14 protein-coding genes and 1 pseudogene are annotated in these 21,815 nt (G+C 70.1%); 7 read left to right on the top strand and 8 right to left on the bottom strand.

The genetic code is table 11. The features are described 5' to 3' along the window. Nucleotides 1–197: 197 nt before the first annotated feature. A complete protein-coding gene (locus OG819_RS32465; protein WP_266652149.1) occupies nucleotides 198–1,649 on the bottom strand; it encodes a serine hydrolase domain-containing protein in 1,452 nt (483 codons plus the stop codon). A 207-nt stretch (nucleotides 1,650–1,856) separates the two neighbouring features. Between OG819_RS32465 and OG819_RS32460 the strand changes: the two genes are divergently transcribed. The 4 genes from OG819_RS32460 to OG819_RS32445 all read left to right on the top strand — a co-directional run bounded on the left by OG819_RS32460 (nucleotide 1,857) and on the right by OG819_RS32445 (nucleotide 9,716). Further along, the gene (locus OG819_RS32460) at nucleotides 1,857–5,132 is read left to right on the top strand and encodes a family 78 glycoside hydrolase catalytic domain (protein WP_266652147.1); all 3,276 of its coding nucleotides are present in this window, start codon (nucleotides 1,857–1,859) and stop codon (nucleotides 5,130–5,132) included. A 77-nt stretch (nucleotides 5,133–5,209) separates the two neighbouring features. After that, on the top strand, nucleotides 5,210–6,457 hold the full coding sequence (locus OG819_RS32455; RefSeq protein ID WP_266652542.1) for an IS701 family transposase: 1,248 nt from the start codon (nucleotides 5,210–5,212) through the stop codon (nucleotides 6,455–6,457). A gap of 231 nt (nucleotides 6,458–6,688) precedes the next feature. Next, the gene (locus tag OG819_RS32450; RefSeq protein WP_266638711.1) at nucleotides 6,689–7,915 is read left to right on the top strand and encodes a 4-hydroxybenzoate 3-monooxygenase; all 1,227 of its coding nucleotides are present in this window, start codon (nucleotides 6,689–6,691) and stop codon (nucleotides 7,913–7,915) included. Between the two features lie 166 nt (nucleotides 7,916–8,081). After that, the gene (locus OG819_RS32445; RefSeq protein WP_323139376.1) at nucleotides 8,082–9,716 is read left to right on the top strand and encodes a serine/threonine protein kinase; all 1,635 of its coding nucleotides are present in this window, start codon (nucleotides 8,082–8,084) and stop codon (nucleotides 9,714–9,716) included. 75 nt (nucleotides 9,717–9,791) lie between these two features. Here the strand turns inward: OG819_RS32445 and tgmB are convergent, their stop codons facing one another. Together tgmB and tgmA are read right to left on the bottom strand one after the other, a co-directional pair. Continuing rightward, nucleotides 9,792–10,736, bottom strand: a complete 945-nt coding sequence (gene tgmB, locus OG819_RS32440; RefSeq protein WP_266638713.1) for an ATP-grasp ribosomal peptide maturase — start codon at nucleotides 10,734–10,736, stop codon at nucleotides 9,792–9,794. Between the two features lie 15 nt (nucleotides 10,737–10,751). Next, entirely contained in the window at nucleotides 10,752–10,943 is a 192-nt protein-coding gene (gene tgmA, locus OG819_RS32435) for a putative ATP-grasp-modified RiPP (protein WP_060896220.1), read from the bottom strand. 238 nt (nucleotides 10,944–11,181) lie between these two features. Here tgmA and OG819_RS32430 point away from each other — a divergent pair, with 238 nt between their 5' ends. Then, nucleotides 11,182–12,210, top strand: coding sequence for a hypothetical protein (locus OG819_RS32430; protein WP_266638714.1), 1,029 nt, complete (start codon nucleotides 11,182–11,184; stop codon nucleotides 12,208–12,210). A 51-nt stretch (nucleotides 12,211–12,261) separates the two neighbouring features. Here the strand turns inward: OG819_RS32430 and OG819_RS32425 are convergent, their stop codons facing one another. The 5 genes and pseudogenes from OG819_RS32425 to OG819_RS32405 all read right to left on the bottom strand — a co-directional run bounded on the left by OG819_RS32425 (nucleotide 12,262) and on the right by OG819_RS32405 (nucleotide 17,759). After that, nucleotides 12,262–12,573: a glycoside hydrolase domain-containing protein gene (locus OG819_RS32425; protein ID WP_266652906.1), complete on the bottom strand. Its 312-nt coding sequence runs from the start codon at nucleotides 12,571–12,573 to the stop codon at nucleotides 12,262–12,264. A 99-nt stretch (nucleotides 12,574–12,672) separates the two neighbouring features. Then, nucleotides 12,673–13,687 (bottom strand): annotated as a pseudogene (locus OG819_RS32420) (glycoside hydrolase domain-containing protein); the annotation flags it as partial. 436 nt (nucleotides 13,688–14,123) lie between these two features. Further along, nucleotides 14,124–15,302, bottom strand: a complete 1,179-nt coding sequence (locus OG819_RS32415; RefSeq protein ID WP_266652143.1) for an NAD(P)/FAD-dependent oxidoreductase — start codon at nucleotides 15,300–15,302, stop codon at nucleotides 14,124–14,126. Between the two features lie 637 nt (nucleotides 15,303–15,939). After that, complete coding sequence (locus OG819_RS32410; RefSeq protein ID WP_266652141.1) at nucleotides 15,940–16,923, bottom strand: aldo/keto reductase; 984 nt, start codon at nucleotides 16,921–16,923, stop codon at nucleotides 15,940–15,942. Nucleotides 16,924–17,102: 179 nt separating this feature from the next. Continuing rightward, nucleotides 17,103–17,759 (bottom strand): TMEM175 family protein, encoded by a 657-nt coding sequence (locus OG819_RS32405; protein WP_266621747.1) that lies wholly within the window; start codon nucleotides 17,757–17,759, stop codon nucleotides 17,103–17,105. Between the two features lie 385 nt (nucleotides 17,760–18,144). On the opposite strand from OG819_RS32405, the gene OG819_RS32400 reads away from it, so the two are divergent. Continuing rightward, on the top strand, nucleotides 18,145–19,533 hold the full coding sequence (locus OG819_RS32400) for a ricin-type beta-trefoil lectin domain protein (RefSeq protein WP_266652139.1): 1,389 nt from the start codon (nucleotides 18,145–18,147) through the stop codon (nucleotides 19,531–19,533). A 108-nt stretch (nucleotides 19,534–19,641) separates the two neighbouring features. Then, nucleotides 19,642–21,801, top strand: a complete 2,160-nt coding sequence (locus tag OG819_RS32395; protein ID WP_266652137.1) for an RICIN domain-containing protein — start codon at nucleotides 19,642–19,644, stop codon at nucleotides 21,799–21,801. Nucleotides 21,802–21,815 lie beyond the last annotated feature (14 nt).

Below are 21,815 nucleotides of genomic sequence, written 5' to 3'. Positions count from 1 at the left end.
CGGAAAGAGCGGGCTGCCCGCGCCGACGGAGCAGCACGCGGCACGGCGGAGCAGCCCCGGAACGCGGCGGAGACACCTTCGGCGAGTACGGGCCGCCACTCGCGAGCCGGGCGATCAGGCGCGGCACCGCCGCCATGGCGTCCCGTGACGCCCGCTGACACCCGCCGACGCCCGCCGTCGAAACGTCCCCGCCTCGGCTACCGCACCCGATCCCCCACGGGCGCCCGGAGCGAGCGCAGCCGGCCGCCGTGGATCGGTGTCGTGTGCCAGCGCACGGCGAACGTGCGGTCCGGCAGCGAGCAGGTCACGGTCAGTCGGTGCGGGGTCTCCAGGAACAGCACGTCGAGGCTCAGGGTGTCCTGGTCCGTCCAGCCTCCGCTCACCGCAGCGGGCGGGCCGCCCTCGGCGACGGTCCAGCCGGTCGTGCCGAGCCGCAGCTCGATGGGCTCGTCGTCCTCCGCGAGCGACACGCCCCAGCTCTTCCCGTCCGCATCGGCGGTGACCGTGACGCCCGTCAGGGTCCGTTGCTGCGGGCACTCACCGTCCTTCGGCGCGAACACGACGCTCGTCCAGCCGTCGCCCCGCGTCGGCGGCTCGGGGCTCGCCTCGACGGGTGGCAGGGCCAGCTCAGCGAGGCGGCGGCGCACGCCCTCGTCCGCCGTGCCCGGGAGCGGTTCGGCGCCGAACGCCGGGAGGAGATGGCGCCACACCAGGTTCAGCAGCCCCTGCATGTCCTCGGTCGCCGCGGTTGTCGCGATCACCGCGTCCTGCTCGGGCAGGACGAGACAGAACTGCCCGTACGCGCCGTCGCCCCGGTACCCGTGCCGGCCCATCCAGAACTGGAAACCGTATCCGTGCTGCCAGTCCGACAGCTCGCCCTCTTGCGTGCCGTCCGCGGTCGAGATGTGCGCGCGGGTCGCTTCCGCGATCCATGAGGACGGAAGCAGCCGCCGCCCCTCCCAGACGCCGTCCTGCAGGTAGAACTGGCCGAGCCGGGCGATCGCGTCCGTCGTGGTGTGCAGCCCGCTGAAGCCGAGGTCGCGTCCGGGCGGCCGCTGCAGCCAGCCCGTCTCGCCGATGCCCAGCGGGTCGAACAGCCGGGGCCGCAGATACTCCGTCAACGACTGGCCGGCCACGCGCTGGATGATCGCGGCGAGGGTGTACGTACAGGGCTGGTTGTAGGCGAAGACGGTCCCGGGGTCCCGGTCGGGCGGGAAGAGCAGGAATCCCCGTACGATCTCCTCGCGGTCGCGTCGGATCGAGGTCGCATAGGTCTCTTCGAGGTGGCCGCTGGCCATGGCGGCCACATGGCGTACGAGCATGGCGCGGCTGCGCGGGTCGGTGATGTCGGCCTCGAACTCGGGGAAGTACGAGATCACGGGGTCGTCCAGGCGCAACAGCCCTTCGGCGACGGCGAATCCGGCGGCCGTCGAGGTGAAGCTCTTGCTGAGCGAGTAGAGCAGATGGCGTCGGTCGGGCGTGTACGGCGCCCACCAGCCGGAGGCCACCAGCTGTCCGTGTCGCAGGATCATCAGGCTGTGCGGTTCGATGTCCGGCGCCGCCTCGACGGCGTCGAGGAAGGCGTGGATGCCCGCGGCGTCCACCCCCTGGGCGGCGGGGGTGCTGACGGGCAGGGGACGGGCGCTCATGAAGGCGGCCTCCGGGCGGCTCGGGCAGTGACGGGAGCGAGCGGTGTTGCGTGCATTTGTCATCTTTCCGTCGGCGGACACTGTCTGTCCATGAGGCTGCCCATGAGGTGCGTGCAGGACTCTTGAGGCTGAAGTGACCTGGTGCATAGGATCGTCGGCACCGCAATGAAACGTTTCAACCATCGCTTCATCATCGAGGGGCGACACATGGCCAAGGATTGGAACCGCCGCGTCTTCCTGCGCGGCTCCGCCGTCGGAGCGGGCGCCACCCTCGCACTCGGGTCCGGGGGCGCCCGCACCGCCTCCGCGACACCCGGGGCGAGCGCCGGCGCTCGGCGGGAGGGTGGGCTGCGCATCGACCGCACGACCGTCGAGTACGCCGAGACGCTTCTCGGCACCGAGGTCGAACACCCCAGACTCACCTGGGAGTTGATCGCTCCCGGACGGGGCGCGCGACAGTCCGCGTACCGGGTGCGGGTGGCGCTCACCGAGAAGGACCTGCGCGAGGGACGGCACCTGGTCTGGGACTCGGGGCGTGTCGAGTCGGACCACAGCGTCGGCATCGCCTACGCGGGGCCCGCGCTGCGCCCCCGTACCCGCTACCACTGGCAGGTCAGGGTCTGGGACGGCGAAGGCCGCCCGACGGCGTGGAGCGCCCCGCGCTGGTGGGAGACGACATTGCCGAAGGACGGCTGGCAGGGGTTCTGGATCGGGGCGGCGGCCCTGCCCGAGCCGCCCGGCTTCGACGGGGCGTCCTGGATCTGGTCGCCCGGCTCGACCACCGGCTCCGCCCCCGTCGGGCCCCGTTGGTTCCGCACCGCGACCACCCTCCCCACCGGCAGCGAGGTGCGTGGGGCGAGGCTGGTGGCCACGGCCGACGACGACTTCACGCTCTACGTCGACGGACAGCAGGTCCTGTATCAGCCCCAGCAGACGGACGCCTGGCGCACCGGACATCTCGCCGACGTCACCGAGCAGGTGCGCGGGGCGAGCGGCGGGCGGATCGTGGTCGCCGCCGTCGCGACCAACCGCGACAACGGCTCCGCCAATCCGGGCGGGCTCCTGCTGCGCCTGATCCTGGAGACCACGTCCGGCGACACGGTCGAACTCGTCACCGGCGACGGCTGGCGCTGCGCCGACAGTGAGCAACAGGGCTGGCAGCGACCCGACTTCGACGACACGGGCTGGTCCGGGGCCGCCGTTCTCGCGCCCTGGGGACAGGGCCCCTGGGGCACCGGCGTGTCCATCGGCGTCCCCGAACGGCCCGCTCCCCTGCTGCGCCGGACGTTCAGCGTCCCGAAGGACGTCGTGCGCGCCCGGCTCCACATCAGCGGACTCGCGTACTACGAGGCCGAGATCAACGGCGTCCGCGTCGGCCGTCAGGTCCTCGACCCCGGCTTCACGGACTACGAGGAGACGGTGCTCTACGCGGTGCACGACGTCACGGACCGCGTCCGGCGCGGTGCCAACGCGATCGGGGTCACGCTCGGACGCGGCTTCTTCGGCCTGACGACACCCACCGCGTGGAACTGGAACCGAGCGCCCTGGCACGGCGAACCCCGGCTGCTGGCGCAGTTGGAGATCGACCACCCGGACGGATCGCGCACCACCGTCGCCACCGACGGCACCTGGCGGATCACCGACGGACCGACGCTCTCCAACTCCCTGTACGCGGGCGAGACCTACGACGCCCGCAAGGCACCCCTGGGCTGGACGCGCGCCGGATTCGACGACCGCTCCTGGCAGGAGGCCCAGCGACAGACGGCACCCAAGGGCACCCCGCACGCTCAGGAGCACGACCCGATCGAGGTGGCTGAAACCGTACGCCCGGTGGACATCGGCGAGTTGAGCCAGGGCGTGTACGTCGTCGACATGGGGCGGACGCTCGCGGGCTGGACCCGGCTGACCGTGCGTGCCGAGGCGGGGACGATCGTCCGGCTGGCCCACGGGGAACGACTGAACGCCGACGGCAGTGTGACCGCCCGCAACGACCTTGTGCCGGGCCGCTGCCAGACGGACGAGTACGTGTGTGCGGGCGGCGGTGCGGACGAGGTGTGGGAGCCCAAGTTCTCGTACAAGGGCTTCCGTTACGTCCAGGTCAGCGGGCTGCCCGCGAAGCCGGGGCCCGAGCAGGTGCTCGGCCGGGTCGTGCACACGCGGGTGGCGTCGACGAGCACGTTCGCCTGCTCCGAACCGTTCTACGAGCAGCTGGACCGGGCGATGCGCCGCACCGTCCTCAACAACCTCCACGGCATACCGACGGACACTCCCGTGTACGAGAAGAACGGCTGGACCGGCGACGCACAGCTCGGCGCGCCCGTGATGGCGTACGCCTTCGGTGTGCACCGCTTCCTGACGAAGTGGCTGGGTGACCTGAGGGACAGTCAGAACGCCGAAGGGCAGCTGCCGGTGATCGTGCCGAGCGGTGGCTGGGGCTACCACGATCTGGCCCCCGCTCCCGAGTGGACGACGGTGTACCCCTTCCTGCTGCGGGAGATGTACCGCGTGTACGGAGACGAGCGGCTCGCCCGTGACCACTGGGCGCCGCTCACCCGCTACCTGGACTGGGAGATCGGGCGCCTCCAGGACGGCCTCGCGGTGACCGCGCTCGGCGACTGGCTGCCGCCGGGCTACGGCGGCAACCCGCCCGAGGACACCCGGCTGACCGCCACCGCCTATCTGCACCGCGCGCTCACCGGCACCGCGGAACTCGCCGATCTGCTGCACGACACCGAGGCGGCGGACCGCTACCGCGAGGCGGCCGACGCGCTGCAGGAGGCCTTCAACGCGGCGTTCCTCGGGCCGGAGGGCCACTACCGCACGGCGAAGGACCCCGACTACCGCCAGACCAGCAACTGCGTCCCGCTGGCCTTCGGGCTCGTCCCGCCCGGCGCCCGGGCGAGCGTGATCGACTCGCTCCTCGCCGACATCTCACGGCGCGGCAACCACCTCGACACGGGGGCCCTCGGCACCAGCGTGCTGCTGCGTGAGCTCTCGGCCCAGGGGCATCCCGAGGTGGCCCACGCCCTCGCCACCCAGCGCACCTACCCCGGCTGGGGGTACTGGTTCGACAACGGCGCCGACACCATGTGGGAGATGTGGCCGCTCGACTCCCGCTCCCGGGACCATTACTTCCTTGGCACCGTGGTGCAGTGGCTCTACGAGAACGTGGCGGGCCTGCGCCCCGGCGACGCCGGCTACCGCACCTTCACGGTCCGCCCGGACGGCCGTACGGGCGTGAACTGGGCCCGTACCTCGGTGCACACGGTGCGCGGCCGGGCGGCGGCCGCGTGGTCCGTCGTGGACGGGACGACCCGGCTGTCGGTGGGAGTGCCGGTCGGAGCGACGGCGGAGGTGCATGTACCGGCGGCCAGTCGGTCGGCCGTCGCGCCGCCGGACGGAGCGAAGTGGGTACGTTCGGAGCCGGGATTCGTGGTGTACGCGGTACCGCACGGGAGTTGGGAGTTCGTGGCGCGCGTCTAGTAGGGCTTTGTTACGTACCCTGGTTGATCGTTCCGAGGTAGTCTCGTGATGTCCTGTCAGGTGTGACACCTGAGGAGATGGACGAGATCCGCCCCCGCTTGGAGGCGTTCGCAGCCGAGATGCTCGGCACGGTGAAACGCCGGGACCAGCGGGCCAAGGGCGAGCTGTACGTGCGTGGGCTGATGCTGGACGGCAAGCGCAAGTCGATGCAGCCGATGGCCGAGCGTCTGGGCGTGGACCACCAGCAGCTGCAGCAGTTCATCTCCTCCTCCACCTGGGACTACGTCGAGGTGCGGCGCCGGGTCTCGCGGTGGGCAGCGGCGCACATCACCCCGGAGGCGTATGCGATCGACGACACGGGCTTCCCAAAGGACGGGTACGACTCCCCTGGGGTGGCCCGGATGTACTGCGGCGCCTTGGGCAAGCGCGGAAACTGCCAGATAGCGGTCAGTGTCAACTTGGTCAGCGACCACGCCTCAGCGGCCGTCAACTGGCGGCTGTTCATCCCCGACAGCTGGGACGACGCCGCATCCGGGGACGACCCGCTGCTGGCCGAGGCGATCCGCCGACGCCGCCAGCGGGCGGGCATCCCCGACCAGGTCCGCCACAAGGAGAAGTGGCGCCAGGCGCTGGAGATGCTCGACGAGGTCCGCGGCCAGTGGGAACTGCCCGGTCTGCCGGTGGTCGCCGATGCCGGTTACGGCGATGCCACCGGCTTCCGCCTGGGCCTGACCGAACGCGGTCTCGCCTACGCGGTCGCCGTCAAAGGAACCACCACCGCCTACCCCGGTGAGGCGTTGCCCGAGCGTCCGCCCTACAGCGGCCGCGGCCGCCCGCCCCGGCCCGCCTACCCGATGCCGCACAGCACCCTGCGTGACCTCGTCCTGGCCGCCGGGCGGGGCGCCGCCCGCACCGTCACCTGGCGCCAGGGCACCAAGAGCGGTCCGCGCAACCCACGGGCCGACATGCGCTCGCGCTTCGTGGCCATGCGCGTGCGCCCGGCCAACCGCGACATCCCCCGTGACCTGGACGGCAGTCTGCCCGAGTGCTGGCTGCTGGCCGAATGGCCACCCGGCGCCGCCGAGCCCACCGACTACTGGCTCTCCACCCTGCCCGCCGGCACCCCGCTACGCGAACTCGTCCGTATCGCCAAGATCCGCTGGCGGGTCGAGCACGACTACCGTGAGCTCAAGGACGGCCTCGGCCTGGACCACTTCGAAGGCCGCAGCTACCTCGGCTGGCACCGGCACGTGACCCTGGCCGCCCTCGCCCAGGCCTTCTGCACCATGCTCCGCCTCGACCCAAAAGTCCCTGCGCCGGCCTGACCCTCTACGCGGTTCTGCGCGCGTTACAGAAGATCCTGGCCACCTGGACCGGCGCCTGCTCGATATGCGGCCACCCCGCCCCCACACCCGAACCCCACCACAGGACCTAACAAAGCCCTACTAGGGTCTGTCCAGGGATGCCACGGGCCGGGGCGGAGGGGTTGTGCGGGCCGTGTCAGAGGGTTGCGCAGGGGGTGTGGGGGCTTGTCGGACCGCCGCCATAATGCCGAGATGATCAACCCCTCCCCCACATCCGCGCCGACGCCGCGCGTCCCCGTCGTCATCATCGGTGCCGGACCGGCCGGGCTCACCGTCGCCAACATCCTTCGGGCCGCGTCCGTCGACTGCGTGGTCCTGGAGACCGAGAGCCGGGAGTTCGTCGAACAGCGCCCCCGCGCCGGATTCATCGAGGAGTGGGCTGTGCGGGCGCTGCGTCGACGGGGGCTGGCCGACCGGCTGGTGGAGCGGGCGCAGGCGCACAGCGAGTGCGAGTTCCGCATCGACGGCGAGCGGCACCGCTTCCGGTACGCCGCGCTGTCCGGGGACCGGCACTTCGTCTATCCGCAGCCGCTGCTGGTGACGGACCTGGTGCGCGAGTACGCCGATGTGAAGGGCGGCGACATCCGTTTCGGTGTGCGGGACGTGGCCCTGCACGGCATCGACGGCGACCGGCCCGCGGTGCTCTACACCGATCCTGAGACGGGTGAGCGCCGGCGGATCGACTGTGAGATCGTCGCCGGCTGCGACGGCGCGCGCGGAGTGACCCGCACCCATGTGACCCCGGACCGGGGCACGGTGGCCCGGTTCGACTACGGGGTCGGCTGGCTGGCGCTGCTCGCCGAGGCGCCGCCGTCCAGCGACTGCGTCGTCTTCGGTGTCCACCCGCGTGGGTTCGGCGCCCATATGGCCCGCAGCCCCGAGGTCACCCGGTACTACCTGGAGGTGGCACCCGGCGAGGACCCGGAGAACTGGTCGCACGACCGTGTCTGGTCGGAGCTGCACGCCAGGCTGTCGGCCGCCGGAGCGCCTCCGCTCACCGAGGGACCGCTGATCGAGAAGCGGGTCCTCGACATGCACAGCTACGTCGTGGAGCCGATGACGTACGGGCGGCTGTTCCTGGCCGGCGACTCCGCGCACCTCGTCGCGCCCATCGCCGCGAAGGGCATGAACCTCGCGCTGCACGACGCCCTGTTGCTGGCCGACGCGCTCGTCGCCTACTACCTCAGGGGGGACGCCGATGGACTGCGCGGCTACTCGGCGGCCTGTCTGCGGCGGGTGTGGGAGTACCAGGAATTCTCGCAGTGGCTCGCGGAGTTGCTGCACGGACCGTCCTCGGACGATCCCTTCCGGGCCGGTTCCGCGAGAGCCCGCCTGCGCCGGATCCTCGGCTCACCCGCGGCAGCGGCCACCTTCGCCGAGTCGTACATCGGCAAGGACACCGGTCCGACGGCACCGTGAGAGGAACCGCTGTGCGGCTGGGGCCTGAATTTTTTCGCACACGTGCGCTACGCGCAAAGAATTCCAGAAAAACGGGCCCCTGGTATCGCCTTCCGTTGAACACACAACGTCACATCCGCCGTACAACCGGGAAAGGTGAGAGTCCGGTGCGCAGTGAGGGATGACCATGGTCAAGGTGCAAGTCTCCACGGATGAGTTGGTCGCCGGAAGATACCGACTGCGGGAGGCCGTCCACCACGAGGAGGGGCGCGACGCCTGGCACGGTCTGGACGTCGAGTCCGAGCGTCCGGTCACCCTGACGCGCTCCCGCCTCCCGGCGCATCTCCGTGAGGAGGCCGAGCTGCGCACCGCCGTCCGGATCACCCGGGAGTCCGAGGCCCTGGGACTGGTCTGCCCCGGGCGGGTGCCCGTCGTGGTCGACGTCGTCGAGGACAACGAATTCCTGTGGACGGTCACCGCACGGCCGGAGGGCGTTCCGCTGGGCGCGCTCCTCGGGCACGGCCCGGTGGACTACGTGCGGGCGGCCCGGATCGGGCTCGGTGTCCTCGACGTCCTGGGCACGGCCCATCGGGAGGGGATCACACACGGCGACCTCAGCCCCGGCCAGGTGTGGGTGGAGGAGCGGGGCGGGGTCACGGTGGCCGGCTTCGGGCTGATGGGAGCCACCGCGTCGCCGCGCGTGACGGCACCGTCGTACGCCTCCCCCGAGCAGGCCCGTGGGGAGGGCGGTGGACCGGCCACGGATCTGTGGGCCCTGGGCGCGATCATGTACGAGATGGTCGAGGGCCGGCCGGCCATCCGGGACCGGGGCGGGCTCGAAGCGACGTTGCGCGCCGTGGAACGGCTGCCCATCCGGGCCCCGTTGGGCGCCGGCCCGCTCAGTCCGGCCATTCAGGGACTCCTGCGCAGGGATCCCGTGGAACGGGTGCCCGAGTCGGTCGTTCGGGAGGCGCTCACGCGTATCCTCAAGGCGGAACACGACGAGGACTCGATGCCCACCGAGACCCTGCCGATCTTCCGGGACCTCGGCACCCCGCCCACGGGGCGGGTGTGGGGCAAGCGGCCCCTCAGCCGCCCGGTGCTGCTGGGCGGGGCGCTGGCCGTGACGGCCGTCTGCTTCGCCGGGCTCACCGTGGCGGGCGGACTGTCCGAGCGCGGCACGTCCGCGTCCGGCGCCGCGCCTTCCCCCACGGTTTCCGCCAAGCCGTCGCCCACGCCGAGCGCCGCGCCCAGCAGTACCGTCCCCCAGCAGGCCCCATCGGCGTCCGCCTCCCCTTCTCCTTCCTCGTCCGGTTCCGCCTCCCCTTCGCCGTCCCACACCGTCACCCAGGATCCGCCGGCCGGCTTCTTCCGTTACACCGCGCCCCAGGGCTTCTCCGTCGAGCTGCCCAAGGGCTGGAAGCCGGTGCGGACCGAGAGTTCCGCCGACGGCTCCTATCGGGTCACGCTCGGCGCGAGCGGGGACCCACGCACGCTGGTCGTCACCCACAGCACCCAGCTCGCCTCGGACCCCGTCGCGGTCTGGCGTGAGGTGGACGCCTCGCTGCGCGACGATTCCATCGCCTACGAGCGGCTGGGTGACATCCTCGCCGTCACCTACCAGGGCTACAAGGGGGCGGACATGGAGTGGCTGTCGACGACCGGCGGCGTCCGTGAGCGCACGTTCGGGCGTGGGTTCCTCATCAGCGACCACGAGGGCTTCTCGCTGCGGTGGACGACCCCGGCCGCCGACTGGGACACCACCGCCAACCGGGCCGCCCAGGCCACGTTCCTGCGGACCTTCAAGGGCACATCACGGTGAGGGACTACGTCTTCGATGCGCGGCAGACCGTGCCGCGCAGGTCGAGGATCGAGGGTCGAGCCGGGTTGACGCGCGTCAATGGCCCTTGGCAGCCGGTCTTCGTTGGGAGAGCCAGACCGCGACCGCCTCGGAGATGGGCTGGCCGGTCTCCAGTTCGATGAAGCCGAACTGGCCTCCCTGGTTGCCCTCCAGGAACCACCAGACGCCGTCCTCGTCCTCGGCGAAGTCGAAGGCGGCGTACGCGAGTCCGGTGAACGCCGTGTACTCCTGGACCGAGCGGGAGATACGGCCCGGCACCGGGGTGGGCTCCCAGCCGTGTCCGGTGTCGCCGAAGCGCCCGTCGACCTGCCCGGGCTCGGCGACCTTCCGTGCGGCGAACAGCTGGTTGCCGATGCAGGTGAGCCGGATGTCGGCCCGCTTGGGGATGTACTGCTGAAGCAGCGCGGGACCGGCCGCGACGCCGGAGAAGTCCGCGTCGGGGCCGATCAGCGTGGTCGGCAGGGCCACCGGCGGTTCGCCGGGCGGCGGCCCGGAGGCGGACTTCACCACCACCTGCCGGTACTCCTCCACGAACTGCTGGGCCACCCGTGGTGCGGTGGTGATCACGGTCGGCGGCACCGCGAACCCGCTGCTGTGGGCCACCCTCAGCTGCCAGGGCTTGTGCCGGGCCTGCTCGGCCCGGCGCGGGTGGTTCATCCAGCGGGTGGAGGCGGAGTAGAGCATGCCGAACAGGGCCTGCCTGGTCTCCGCGGTGAGCCACGGCGAGGGCTCCGCCGCGTGCGCCGCGGGTTCACCCGGCCGGCGTACCCACACGGAGCGCAGGCCACCCATGCTGAGGACGTGGCCGTTGACCGAGAGGTAGCCGTCGAAGTCGCCGTGCGCGTAGTCCGCGGACAGCACCGCCTTGCCCGGCAGGTCGGCCGGGTCCAGGCGCACCATGGGCACGCCCTGCTCGTGCAGCCTGGCCACGACCATGTCGGCGGTGACGTCCTGCTCCGCCGTGAGTATGAGTACCGTCATGTGAGTAACGGACCGTCAGTCGTCGAAGTGCGTCTGAGAACCGGCGGTCGAGGTGGTCGTGCCGGTGGCCATGAGGAGAGCGTGGTCACTGACGGCCGGACGGCCGTCCGGCAGCACGTTCAGCTGCAGGGACACGTCGAAGTGGTACGGGGGTATTGCGGCCGAATGCCCTGTGGGCAAGGCGTAGTTGAGGGTGAACGGTCGCACGAAGGATCCTCCCGCCATCTCACGATGTTCTGCACCCTCCCCTACGTGTCACGACCGTAAGGAATTCATCACTTTCCGCCACATCGGGGTGAAGGGCATCACATCGCGTCGTTTCAGGCTTGCTAGTTTCCGTATTGCACGTGTGTGTGCTTGGTTGTCTGCTTGACCCAGGCCGAAAGCTTCGGCCAAGGCTTCATTCTCTGTAATCTAGACGTCGTCTCACCCAGGAGAGTTCCCGGTGACCGCAGTTCTCGATCCGAGTGCCCAATCCGCCCCGATCCAGGGCGTGTTGGACCCCATCTCGTGTGACGCACGCGACTTCGGGGCCTATGCGCGAACCGGCGGCTGGACCTTCGCCCTGAAGGTGGCACGCAGTGTGCGCCCCGGCGGCCAGTCCGCCGACGAGACGCCGAAGGTGTCCGCGAAGGAGTTCGCCGAGCTGGCCGGTTGCTCCCCCGAACGGGTGATGCGCTACTACAAGGCCTGGGACAGGGCCGCCGACGACGGTCTCGTACCGCACTTCGAAATCCTCGTCCCGGGCCAGGACATCGACCTGCCGGACGCCGAGGTGTGGCAGACGTACTACGTCTCCCGTTCCAGCGCCTCCTCCGAGCGCGGCAGCGCCATCACCGAGGCCGCCAAGGCCGAGGGCATCCGCCCCACCAAGGCCCTGGAGGTCGCCGAGAACCCCACCGCGCTGCGGGCCGCGATCCTGGCCGACCCCTCCACGGCCCAGGCGGCCCGGGCCGCGCTCCTCGACCGGGTGAAGGAGGACCCGACCCTGCAGGCCGAGCTGGCCCGTGACATCGCCCGCACCGACGAGCTGAAGAAGGCCGTCGCCACCGAGACCAGGGCGGCCGACCGCATCGGCTACGTCCGCCAGATCGCGGAGAAGGGCCAGATCAGGACACCAGCCGGACAGACCCTCGACGCCCCGGCCGAACTCCGCTCCGAGGCCGAGCGCCACCTCTCCCTCCTCGACGAGCTGGACGAGGGCGAGGACACCGGCGAGTGGGCGACCGAGGCGTACGACACCATGAAGAACCTCGTCGTCGAGACCGTCGAGGCGGACCCCGAACTGCGCGTCCAGGAGCGTCGCACGAAGGTCTACAGCAGCCTGCAGAAGGCCACGAAGGTCTTCGAGGAGCTGACCTTCGACGACGCCGACGACATCTACGAGGACGACATGGTGCAGCGCCTGGAGGAGCTCCAGCAGGCGATCGACTCCTGCATCACGGCGCTTCGGAGCGCGGCTCCCCAGCAGTGAGCCGTGCCGGTGGCCTCCCGGGAACGGCCTGTCCCCGGGAGGCCACCGGGTTCACCGCGGCAGACCGGCCGGGTCGGTCGCCCACTGGGTGTTGGGCTGTCCGGCGAGCCGGAAGGCGATCCTGCCGCCCCCCGCCGTCAGGCCGGCATCCGTCCAGGAGCGTTGCGTGGGGCGCCCGTTGACCAGTACGGCGTCGATGTACGGGTGCGCGGCGTCCGCGCCGGGTGCGCCGATGGTGAGGTCGGCGCCGCCCGGACGGTCCACGACCGCGCTCGGGAAGAGCGGGGCGCCCAGCAGCATCGAGGCGCTGCCCGGGGTCTGGGGATACAGGCCGAGGGCGGAGAAGACGTACCAGGCGGACATGGTGCCCAGGTCGTCGTTGCCCGGTAGCCCCGAAGTGGTCCCAGCCGGAGAAGTTGCTGTATTGCGCGCGCTGACCACGGGCGAGGCGGTGCACCGCGCCGTCCATGCCGTAGTACCGGCCGTCGGCGTCGCTGATCAGGTCGGGTTGCATCAGCGCGTGGTAGAGCGCGGTGTAGAAGGTGGTGCGCTGGGCGGAGGTTCCGCCCCCGACGCGTACGGTGCTCAGTTCACGGTCCCAGGCGCGGGCGCCCGCGTCGGCCACCTGGGCGACGCTCGCGTGCGAAGGGATCTCTCCGCGGAGGTTGGCCTCGGCGCCGCCGGGACTGACGTACGAGATCCCGATCCGCATGTGGACATCGTTGTCAGAGCTGGTGTCGAAGCCGATGTATCCGCCGGAACCGCGGCCCGCGCGGGCTGCCCCGGTGGCGTACCCCTCGCCTCCCGAGGCGGAGGTCGACCCCGCCGACAGCGTGCCGTCCTTCCACGTGCCGAAGTCGGAAAAGGCACGGTCGAAGGAGGCGCTGAAGTACAGCTTGTAGTAGCTCTTGCGGTTGTTCGTGCCGCCGTTGGCGCGGCGTCCGCAGAAGGCGCCGGTGAGGACCCAGCCGGTCACCTTGCGGTGCGCGGCGTCGATGTCGACGTGCGCGTCCTCGCTGCCGTTGAGGGAGTTGGAGACGCGGAACAGCAGGTTGGCGGGACGGTCGCTCGGGAAGCTGAAGTCGGCGACACCGGCGCGCCGGCTGACGGCCAGGTCGGCGGTGGCGCCCGTCTTGAGACCGAGGGTGTAGCGACCGGGTACGGCCTTCTCGTCGGCGTGCGTGAAGTCGGCGGCGTAGACCGCGTCCTTGGTGTCCGCCGACGGCGAGGAGGTCACGTCACCGACGAACGGCATGATCGGTACGTCACCGGCGGCGCCCGGGTTGCAGCCGGCGCCGTTGACATGGGTGAGGCTCAGACCGCGGATGCGGGTGGTGTCGTACTGGTAGCCGTTGGCGGCCCCCGTGCTGGTCTGATCGCCGGTGGTACTGGTCGGGGACCAGGCGATCATCCCGTACGGGAGGGTGGCGCCGGGGTAGGTGTTGCCGCCGTTCGCCGATCCGATCAGCGGGTCCACGGCGGAGACCGGCCGCTGGGGCGGGAGGCCGGCCGCGTCCACGGGGCCGGGAAGGGCCAGGACGACCGCCGTGGTCACGGCCACGGCGGCGGACCTGCTTGCGGTACGACTGGCGAACTGTCTTGCTGTGCACAGTCATTGGGGGCGCATACGTAGTGTCGCCTTCCGTCGGACGAGGAGGTGCGATGACGGGTCGGACCGGTCTGTCCCCGACGGCTGGCAGCCCCGGTCGCCGGTCCGGGCGCGAGGATAGATGCCGGTCGGATGAGTCGGAAGTGCCGTATGCGGACTGCTGGTTACGGGCTGGTGAAGGGTGCGGGCGGGAGGGGGTGCGTGGCTCGGGCGGGTGGGGGCGGGGGTGCGGAGCTCGGGCACGTGAGGCCCGCAGGTGGGGCGGGGGTGCGGAATTGCGGCAGGTGGGGCCCGCGGGTGGGTCTCAGTCGCTCGCGTCCGCCATCGCCGTCTCGGCCGCCGCGCGGTAGAAGGCCATCTGGTCGACGAGCGGCTGGGGTGCGTGCGGGGCGAAGCAGAGGTCGAGGTTCTCCGCCGACGCGGCCGCCGCGGCCTCGCTGCGCGGGAACAGCGCCTGCTCATACGCGGTCAGGGCCTTCTCCATGTCGTCGGGGTGGGCGGCGATGGCCGTCGCGAGTTCGGCGCCGTCGAGCATGGCCAGGTTGGCGCCCTCGCCGGCGAACGGCGACATCAGGTGCGCGGCGTCTCCGAGCAGGGTGACGCCCGGGACGCGGTCCCAGCGATGCCCGACCGGCAGGGCGTGGACCGGGCGGGCCACGAGCGCCCCGTCCGCGTCGGCGATCAGCGCCCGCAGCCGCGTGTCCCAGCCTTCGAAGTGTTCCAGGAGACTCGCCTTGGCCGCTTCGGTGTCCGTGAAGTCGATGGGGCCGGACGTGGCCCAGTCGGCCGGCGTGCGCAGCGCGGCGTAGACGTGCAGCGAGCCGTCGGGGGTGCGGTGGGCGAGAAAGCCGTGCCCCTCGGCGAGCGCGAACATCATGCCGCCGCCCACGACAGCGGCGTTCTCCGGGTACCGGGTGTCGGCGTCGAGGAGGTGCGCCTCGACGAAGGAGAGGTCGAGGTAGGCGGGGGTGGCGTCCGAGACGAGCGGCCGCACCTTCGACCAGGCGCCGTCGGCGCCGATCAACAGACCGGCGGTGATCGTTCGCCCGTCGGCGAACGTCACCTCGTGGCGGCCGTCATCGAGCGTCCGTACGCCGGTGACTTTCGCGCCCCAGCGGACTGTGCCGTCGGGCAGGGAGGCGAGCAGGAGGTCGCGCAGCACTCCCCGGTCCACCTCGGGCCGTGCGCCGCCCTCGCCCTCACCGTCGTCCGCCATCCGGACGGTGGCCTCCTGGTCGAGGATGCGCATGGCCTCGCCACCGGGATGGATGATCGCCCGGAACTCGTCGTGGAGACCGGCGGCCCGCAACGCGGCCTGACCGGAGTCCTCATGTATGTCCAGCATGCCGCCCTGCGTACGGGCGGCAGGTGAGGCGTCGAGGTCGAAGACGGCGGACTCGATGCCGTTCAGGTGCAGGACGCGGGCGAGGGCGAGACCGCCGAGACCGGCGCCGACGACGGCGATGGGGTGGTAAGTGGACAAGGTGATGCTCCTTCGGAACGGGTGACTCGATCGTTCTGTGTTCTGTCACCACGAAGGTAGCGAACATGTTCGTCACGAACAAGTGCCTTGCGATCGCGTTCGTTCCCGTGAGGCGCGAGGGACCCACCCATGACCGGACTTCAGCCCGGCTCACTCAGACAGGGCGCTCTACGAAGGACACCGCCATTTGCGCTCCGCGCTCCGGAGAGACAAGGGGATCATTGCGTGGCGAGCCGGTAGATACCGGAAGATAGGGGTTGTCCGGAACAGACAGGCCGCCGGTGCCGCCCGGACACGGACCTCAATCCGGGAAGCCGGCAAGCCGGGGCGGCGAGCCACCGACCCTGGCTTCCGGCAGGCAGCCCCGTCCGAGACCAGGTGCGGGCAGCCGCGCCGCAAGCCCGGTAGCGGGCAGTCCCGTCCGAGACCGGGTGCGGTAGGTCGGAAGGCCGCCCAGCATTAAGTCAACGCTCAGCCGTTCTCGCGGGCGTCGTCGCACTGCGACCGAGGCCGCGGGCGGCACCCACATCGAAGCTCACCCGCGGGGGCCGGGGGTGCGGACGGCGCTCCCCCGAGCCCACACCGAAGAGCCGAGACCACCGCGGGCCCCGTCGCGCGGCCGACCCCCGCAGGGGCGTTACCAGCGGCCCTCCACCTGCTCCTTGATCCGTCGGTCGTAGAGTTCCTCGATCGCGTCCAGCGTCTCTCCCGGCAGCGCCGGAAGCTTCGCGGCGGTCGCGTTGGCGTGGGCCTGTTCGGGCGAACGGGCGCCCGGGATCACCGTGGTCACTCCGGGCTGCTGGATGATCCAGCGCAGCGCCAGCTGGGCCGGCGTGACGCCCTCCGGGGCGAGGGCGGAGAACTCGGCCGCCGCCTCGACGCCGGTCACGAAGTCGACGCCGGAGAAGGTCTCGCCCTGGTCGAAGGCCTCCCCGTGACGGTTGTACGTCCGGTGGTCGTCCGCCGCGAACACTGTGTCCTTCGTGTACTTGCCGGAGAGCAGTCCGGAGGCCAGCGGAACGCGGGCGATGATCGCGACGCCCGCCTCCCGGGCCGCCGGCAGAACCTGCCGCAGGGGCTTCATGCGGAACGGGTTCAGGATGATCTGCACGCTGGCCACGTTCGGCCGCGCGATCGCGGTCAGCGCCTCGTCACAGGTCTCGACACTCACCCCATAGGCGGCGATCCGCTCCTCCTCGACCAGCGTGTCCAGCGCGTCGAAGACCTCGTCCGACGAGTAGACGGGGGTCGGCGGGCAGTGCAGCTGCACGAGGTCGATGCGGTCGACGCCGAGGTTGCACCGCGACCGGTCGTTCCACGCACGGAAGTTGTCGAGGACGTAGTTCTGCGGAATCTGCTCGACCCGGCGGCCCATCTTCGTCGCCACCATCACGTGCAGGTCGGGTCGGCCACTGAGGAAGGACGCGATCGTCTGCTCACTGCGCCCGTCGCCGTACACATCAGCGGTGTCGAAGAAGGTCACCCCCGACTCCGCCGCCGTCTCCAGCACCGCCTCGGCGTCCTGCGGGCTCACGTCACCCCAGTCGGCGCCGAGCTGCCACGTACCGAGACCGATGACCGATGCCTTCTGCCCTGACCTGCCGAATTCACGCTCGTCCATGCCGTCAGTCTGACATCTCCACGCGCCCGCGCCCGCTCGCGCCCCCCACGCGGCGCAACCGTGCGTCATTCACTCACATAACTGAATCGTTTCGACGAGCCGGTGATGCGTGTCAACCATCACCCACCGTGAACCGTGTGACCGACCATTCAGAAAGTGAAGGGCGAAGTGCGGTGGTCTCACTCGGCGGCAGCGACCGACTGCTCCTGGGCGGGCGTGCTCGTCTCGCGGAACAGCAGACGTGCGGGAACCGTGAGGAGCCACCAGTACTTGGCCGCCGTCGGCGAGGCGAGCGACACCGGAATCGAGGTGGCGAAGACGAGGACGGTCAGGAGGCCCCTCAGGACCGACTTCCTGATCTGCGCGGGGAGCACGGTCGGCTTGGCAAGGGCCGGACTGACCCACAGCCGGGCGGACATGGCCGTGAGCAGCCCGACGGCCAGGACGATCGTCGCCGCGTAGACCGAGGTGGCCACGGAGGTATCGCCGTACTCGCTGATGAGGCGCGTGGGGAACGGAAGCGCGGCCACGACGGCGAGCAGAGCGAGATAGAGGCGGAGCAGCCAGCTGTCGAGCGCGGCGATCTGCCGGAAGAGCGCGTGCTGGCCCAGCCACAGGGCGCCGATGACGGCGAAACTCAGCAGATACGCCCCGAACTTGGGCAGGGCGTCCCTCAGCGCGGCTCCGACCTCGCCGTCGGCCAGTCCCTCGGGAACGGTGATGTCGAGCGCGAGCAGCGTGATGGCGATCGCGATCACCGCGTCGCCGAAGGTGACGAGTCGATCGGGATCCATCATGGCGTCGCGGCGGGGAAGGCGCTGGACACGGTTGGTCATCAGGAGTGCACCAGGGGTATGAGGAACGCCTGTTGGCGTCCGCGGGGACGGCGAGCGGTCAGAGTACAGGCGACCACTCCCGTGCACTCCTGCCTCAGACGAAGCCGAGAAGTTCCTTTGCCAGACCGAAAACCCCCCGGCCGAATGGCCGTCACCGCCCACCCCTTCCGCTTGGAACGTCGGCTGTTTGCCGTCCCTGGGAGGGTTCGCGCGTTCAACTCCTCGTGAATACGGGTCAATTCGACGCCAGCTACGCTTCATCTCTTGACGATCCTGGTTCAGACCTTTAGGTTCACCGATCACTACAGCTCCATGGATGCACTCGACATTCACGGACGTGAACGCCCCCCCACATTCAGCCTCCCCGAAGGGCTGTGACCCTCTGATGGCAACACAATCCCTTGCGCGCTCCGCCGCACTGCGCGCCACCCTGACCACAGCGGTTTTCGCTCTCTCCGCCGGCGCCCTGAGCGTCTCCCCCGCATCGGCCGCCACCGGGACGATCACCGGACTCGCGGGCAAGTGCCTGGACGTGGCCGGCGCGAACTCCGCGAATGGCACGGCCGTTCAGCTCTACGACTGCAACGGCAGCACCGCCCAGCAGTGGACCGTCGGCTCCGACGGGACCGTACGGGCCCTCGGCAAGTGTCTTGACGTCGCCGGCAATTCGACAGCGGACGGGGCCAAGCTCCAGCTGTGGGACTGCACAGGCGGCGCCAACCAGAAGTGGACGGTCTCCTCCGCCCGCGACCTCGTCAATCCGCAGTCCGACAAGTGCGCTGACGTCACCGGCAACACCTCGGCCAACGCCACGCCGATCCAGCTCTGGACCTGCACCGGCGCCGCCAACCAGAATTGGACCGCGCCCGCCGCCGACGACGGAGGCACGCCTCCCTCCGCGCCGATGGCCGTCGCCCCGTACCTCTACAACGGCTGGGGGAACCCGCCCAGCCCCACGACTGTCATGAACGCGACCGGGGTCAAGTGGTTCACGCTCGCGTTCGTCCTGAGCAACGGCTACTGCAACCCGCAGTGGGACGGCAGCCGCGCGCTGACCGGCGGCGTCGACCAGCAGACCGTCAACACCGTGCGGGCAGGCGGCGGTGACGTCGTCCCGTCCTTCGGCGGATACAGCGGCAACAAGCTGGAGAGTTCCTGCTCCAGCGCCGGAGAACTGGCCGCCGCGTACCAGAAGGTCATCAACGCGTACGGGCTCAAGGCGATCGACATCGACATCGAGGCCGACGCCTACAGCAACACGACGGTCCAGCAGCGTACCGTGGACGCGCTCAAGACCGTGAAGGCCAACAACCCGGGCATCAAGGTGTACGTCACCATCGGCACCGGGCAGAGCGGCCCCGACACCGGCCTGATCAACCGGGCCGCGGCAGCCAAACTCACCGTGGACGCCTGGACGATCATGCCGTTCGACTTCGGCGGCGCCGGCCAGAACATGGGCACGCTGACCCAGAGGGCCGCGGAGGGCCTGAAGACAGCCCTCAAGAACGCGTACGGCTACAGCGACGACCAGGCGTACCGGGACATGGGCATCTCCTCCATGAACGGCATCACCGACAACAACGAAACCGTCACCACCGCCGACTTCCAGACCATCCTCGGCTACGCGCAGCAGCACCACCTCGCGCGGCTGACGTTCTGGTCGGCCAACCGTGACCGTCCCTGCCCGGGCAGCTACCCGAACGACGACACCTGCTCCGGTGTGGCCCAGAACGCCTGGCAGTTCACCAGCATCTTCGCCAAGTACACCGGCTGACGGAAGCTCTCCACCCCTCCCCCCTCACCACAGGAGAAATCCGTGCCCATATCCGTGCCCAGACGGAAGAGACTGTCCGGTCGCCACCGGATACCGAGGGTTCTGACCGTGGCCGCGCTCGTGGCGACCACCGTGTCCGGCATCGAGTTCGCCTCGCAGGACTCGGCGAGCGCGGCGGCCGCCGCCATACCGACCGGCTACACCACCGTGGTCAACAAGGGCAGCGGCAAGTGCGTGGACGCCCGCTCGGCCGCGAGTGCCGACGGCACCGCCGTCCAGCAGTACACGTGCAACGGCAGCACCGCCCAGAACTGGCAGCTGGTGGCCGGCAGTGACGGCTACTACCGCGTGAACAGCAACCTGGACGCCACAAAGGCCTGGGACGTCACCGACGTCTCCACCGCCGACTCCACGCCCGTCCAGCTGTGGACGTACTCCGGCGGCAACAACCAGCAGTGGCTGCCGGTCGCCGAGGCGGACGGCGCCTACCACTTCGTCAACCGCAACAGCGGGAAGTGTCTGGACGTCCCGAGCGCCTCCACTTCGGACAGCGTGCAGCTGGCGCAGTACACCTGCAACGGCACGGCCGCGCAGTCCTTCACCCTGGGCGGCGGCACGACGAACCCGCCGGGCACTCCGGACTTCGGTCCCAACGTGACGGTGTTCGACCCGTCGATGTCGGCGTCCAGTATCCAGTCCAAGCTGGACTCGGTCTTCTCCCAGCAGGAGACCAACCAGTTCGGCTCGGCCCGCCAGGCCCTGCTGTTCAAGCCCGGCACCTACAGCGCCAATGCCAACGTCGGCTTCTACACGCAGGTCGCAGGCCTCGGCTTCTCACCGGACGACGTGACCATCAACGGTTCCGTGCACGCGGAGGCCGACTGGTTCCAGGGCAACGCCACGCAGAACTTCTGGCGCGACGCCGAGAACCTTTCGGTCAACCCCACGGGCGACACCGACCGTTGGGCCGTCTCCCAGGCCGCCCCGTACCGGCGCATGCACGTGCGCGGCAACCTCGCACTTGACGACGGCGGCTGGTCCAGCGGCGGCTTCATCTCCGACACCAAGGTCGACGGACAGATCCAGTCCGGCACACAGCAGCAGTTCCTCACCCGGAACTCACAGATGGGCAGCTGGTCCGGCTCCAACTGGAACATGGTCTTCGTCGGCGACCAGGGCGCACCCGCCCAGTCCTTCCCGACGTACACCAACGTCGCCAGCTCCCCGACGATCCGCGAGAAGCCGTTCCTGTACGTCGACAGCGCGGGCGCCTATCAGGTGTTCGTGCCCGGGCTGCAGTCCAACGCCGTGGGCACCACGTGGAGCGGGAAGACCCCGGCGGGCAAGTCCCTGCCGATCGACCAGTTCTACATCGTCAAGCCCGGCGTCACCGCGGCCGACATGAACTCCGCCCTCGCGGCGGGCAAGAACCTGCTGGTCACGCCCGGCGTCTACCACCTCAACCAGACGATCAACATCACGCGCGCCGACACGGTGGTGCTGGGCATGGGCCTGGCCACCTTCGTGCCGGACGGCGGGATCACCGCCGTCACCACCGCCGACGTGGACGGCATCCAGCTGGCGGGCCTGCTGATCGACGCGGGTACCACCAACTCCGCCACGCTGATGCAGATCGGCCCGGCCGGTTCGTCCGCCACCCACGCGGCCGACCCGACGCAGCTGTCCGACGTCTTCATCCGGATCGGCGGCGCCACCGTCGGCAAGGCGACCAATTCGCTGGTGATCAACAGCGCCAACACGATCATCGACCACACCTGGATCTGGCGGGCCGACCACGGCAACTCCGGCACGGTCGGCTGGACGACCAACACGGCGGACAACGGCCTGACCGTCAACGGCAACAACGTGACCGCGTACGGCCTGTTCGTCGAGCACTACCAGAAGACTCAGGTCATCTGGAACGGCAACGGCGGCAGAACGTACTTCTTCCAGAACGAGATGCCCTACGACCCGCCGAACCAGGCCTCCTGGATGAACGGCACCGGAAAGGGCTATCCCGCCTACAAGGTCGCCGCCTCCGTCACCTCCCACGAGGCGTGGGGACTGGGCAGCTACTGCTACTTCAGCGCCAACTCGAGTGTGGTCGCCGATCACGCCTTCGAGGTGCCGAGCGTGTCGGGCGTCAAGTTCCACGACATGGTGACCGTCTCGCTGGGCGGTGTCGGCACCATCAGCCACATCATCAACAGCACCGGCGGACCGTCCAACTCCAGCACCAACGTCGCCTACCTCACCAACTTCCCGTAAACCGCACGAAAGGA

This window comes from Streptomyces sp. NBC_01549, from assembly GCF_026339955.1.
Classification (GTDB): domain Bacteria; phylum Actinomycetota; class Actinomycetes; order Streptomycetales; family Streptomycetaceae; genus Streptomyces.
Note: the sequence above shows the minus strand (reverse complement) of the source record. Positions and strands in the feature narration are given on the sequence as shown.

Excerpts from the sequence above, each read along its gene's own strand:
- OG819_RS32400 (WP_266652139.1), top strand. The coding sequence starts at position 18,145 with ATGGCAACACAATCCCTTGCGCGCTCCGCCGCACTGCGCGCCACCCTG.
- OG819_RS32445 (WP_323139376.1), top strand. The coding sequence starts at position 8,082 with ATGGTCAAGGTGCAAGTCTCCACGGATGAGTTGGTCGCCGGAAGATAC.
- OG819_RS32425 (WP_266652906.1), bottom strand. The coding sequence starts at position 12,573 with ATGTCCGCCTGGTACGTCTTCTCCGCCCTCGGCCTGTATCCCCAGACC.
- OG819_RS32455 (WP_266652542.1), top strand. The coding sequence starts at position 5,210 with ATGGACGAGATCCGCCCCCGCTTGGAGGCGTTCGCAGCCGAGATGCTC.
- tgmB (WP_266638713.1), bottom strand. The coding sequence starts at position 10,736 with ATGACGGTACTCATACTCACGGCGGAGCAGGACGTCACCGCCGACATG.
- OG819_RS32460 (WP_266652147.1), top strand. The coding sequence starts at position 1,857 with ATGGCCAAGGATTGGAACCGCCGCGTCTTCCTGCGCGGCTCCGCCGTC.
- OG819_RS32450 (WP_266638711.1), top strand. The coding sequence starts at position 6,689 with ATGATCAACCCCTCCCCCACATCCGCGCCGACGCCGCGCGTCCCCGTC.
- OG819_RS32465 (WP_266652149.1), bottom strand. The coding sequence starts at position 1,649 with ATGAGCGCCCGTCCCCTGCCCGTCAGCACCCCCGCCGCCCAGGGGGTG.
- OG819_RS32405 (WP_266621747.1), bottom strand. The coding sequence starts at position 17,759 with ATGACCAACCGTGTCCAGCGCCTTCCCCGCCGCGACGCCATGATGGAT.
- OG819_RS32410 (WP_266652141.1), bottom strand. The coding sequence starts at position 16,923 with ATGGACGAGCGTGAATTCGGCAGGTCAGGGCAGAAGGCATCGGTCATC.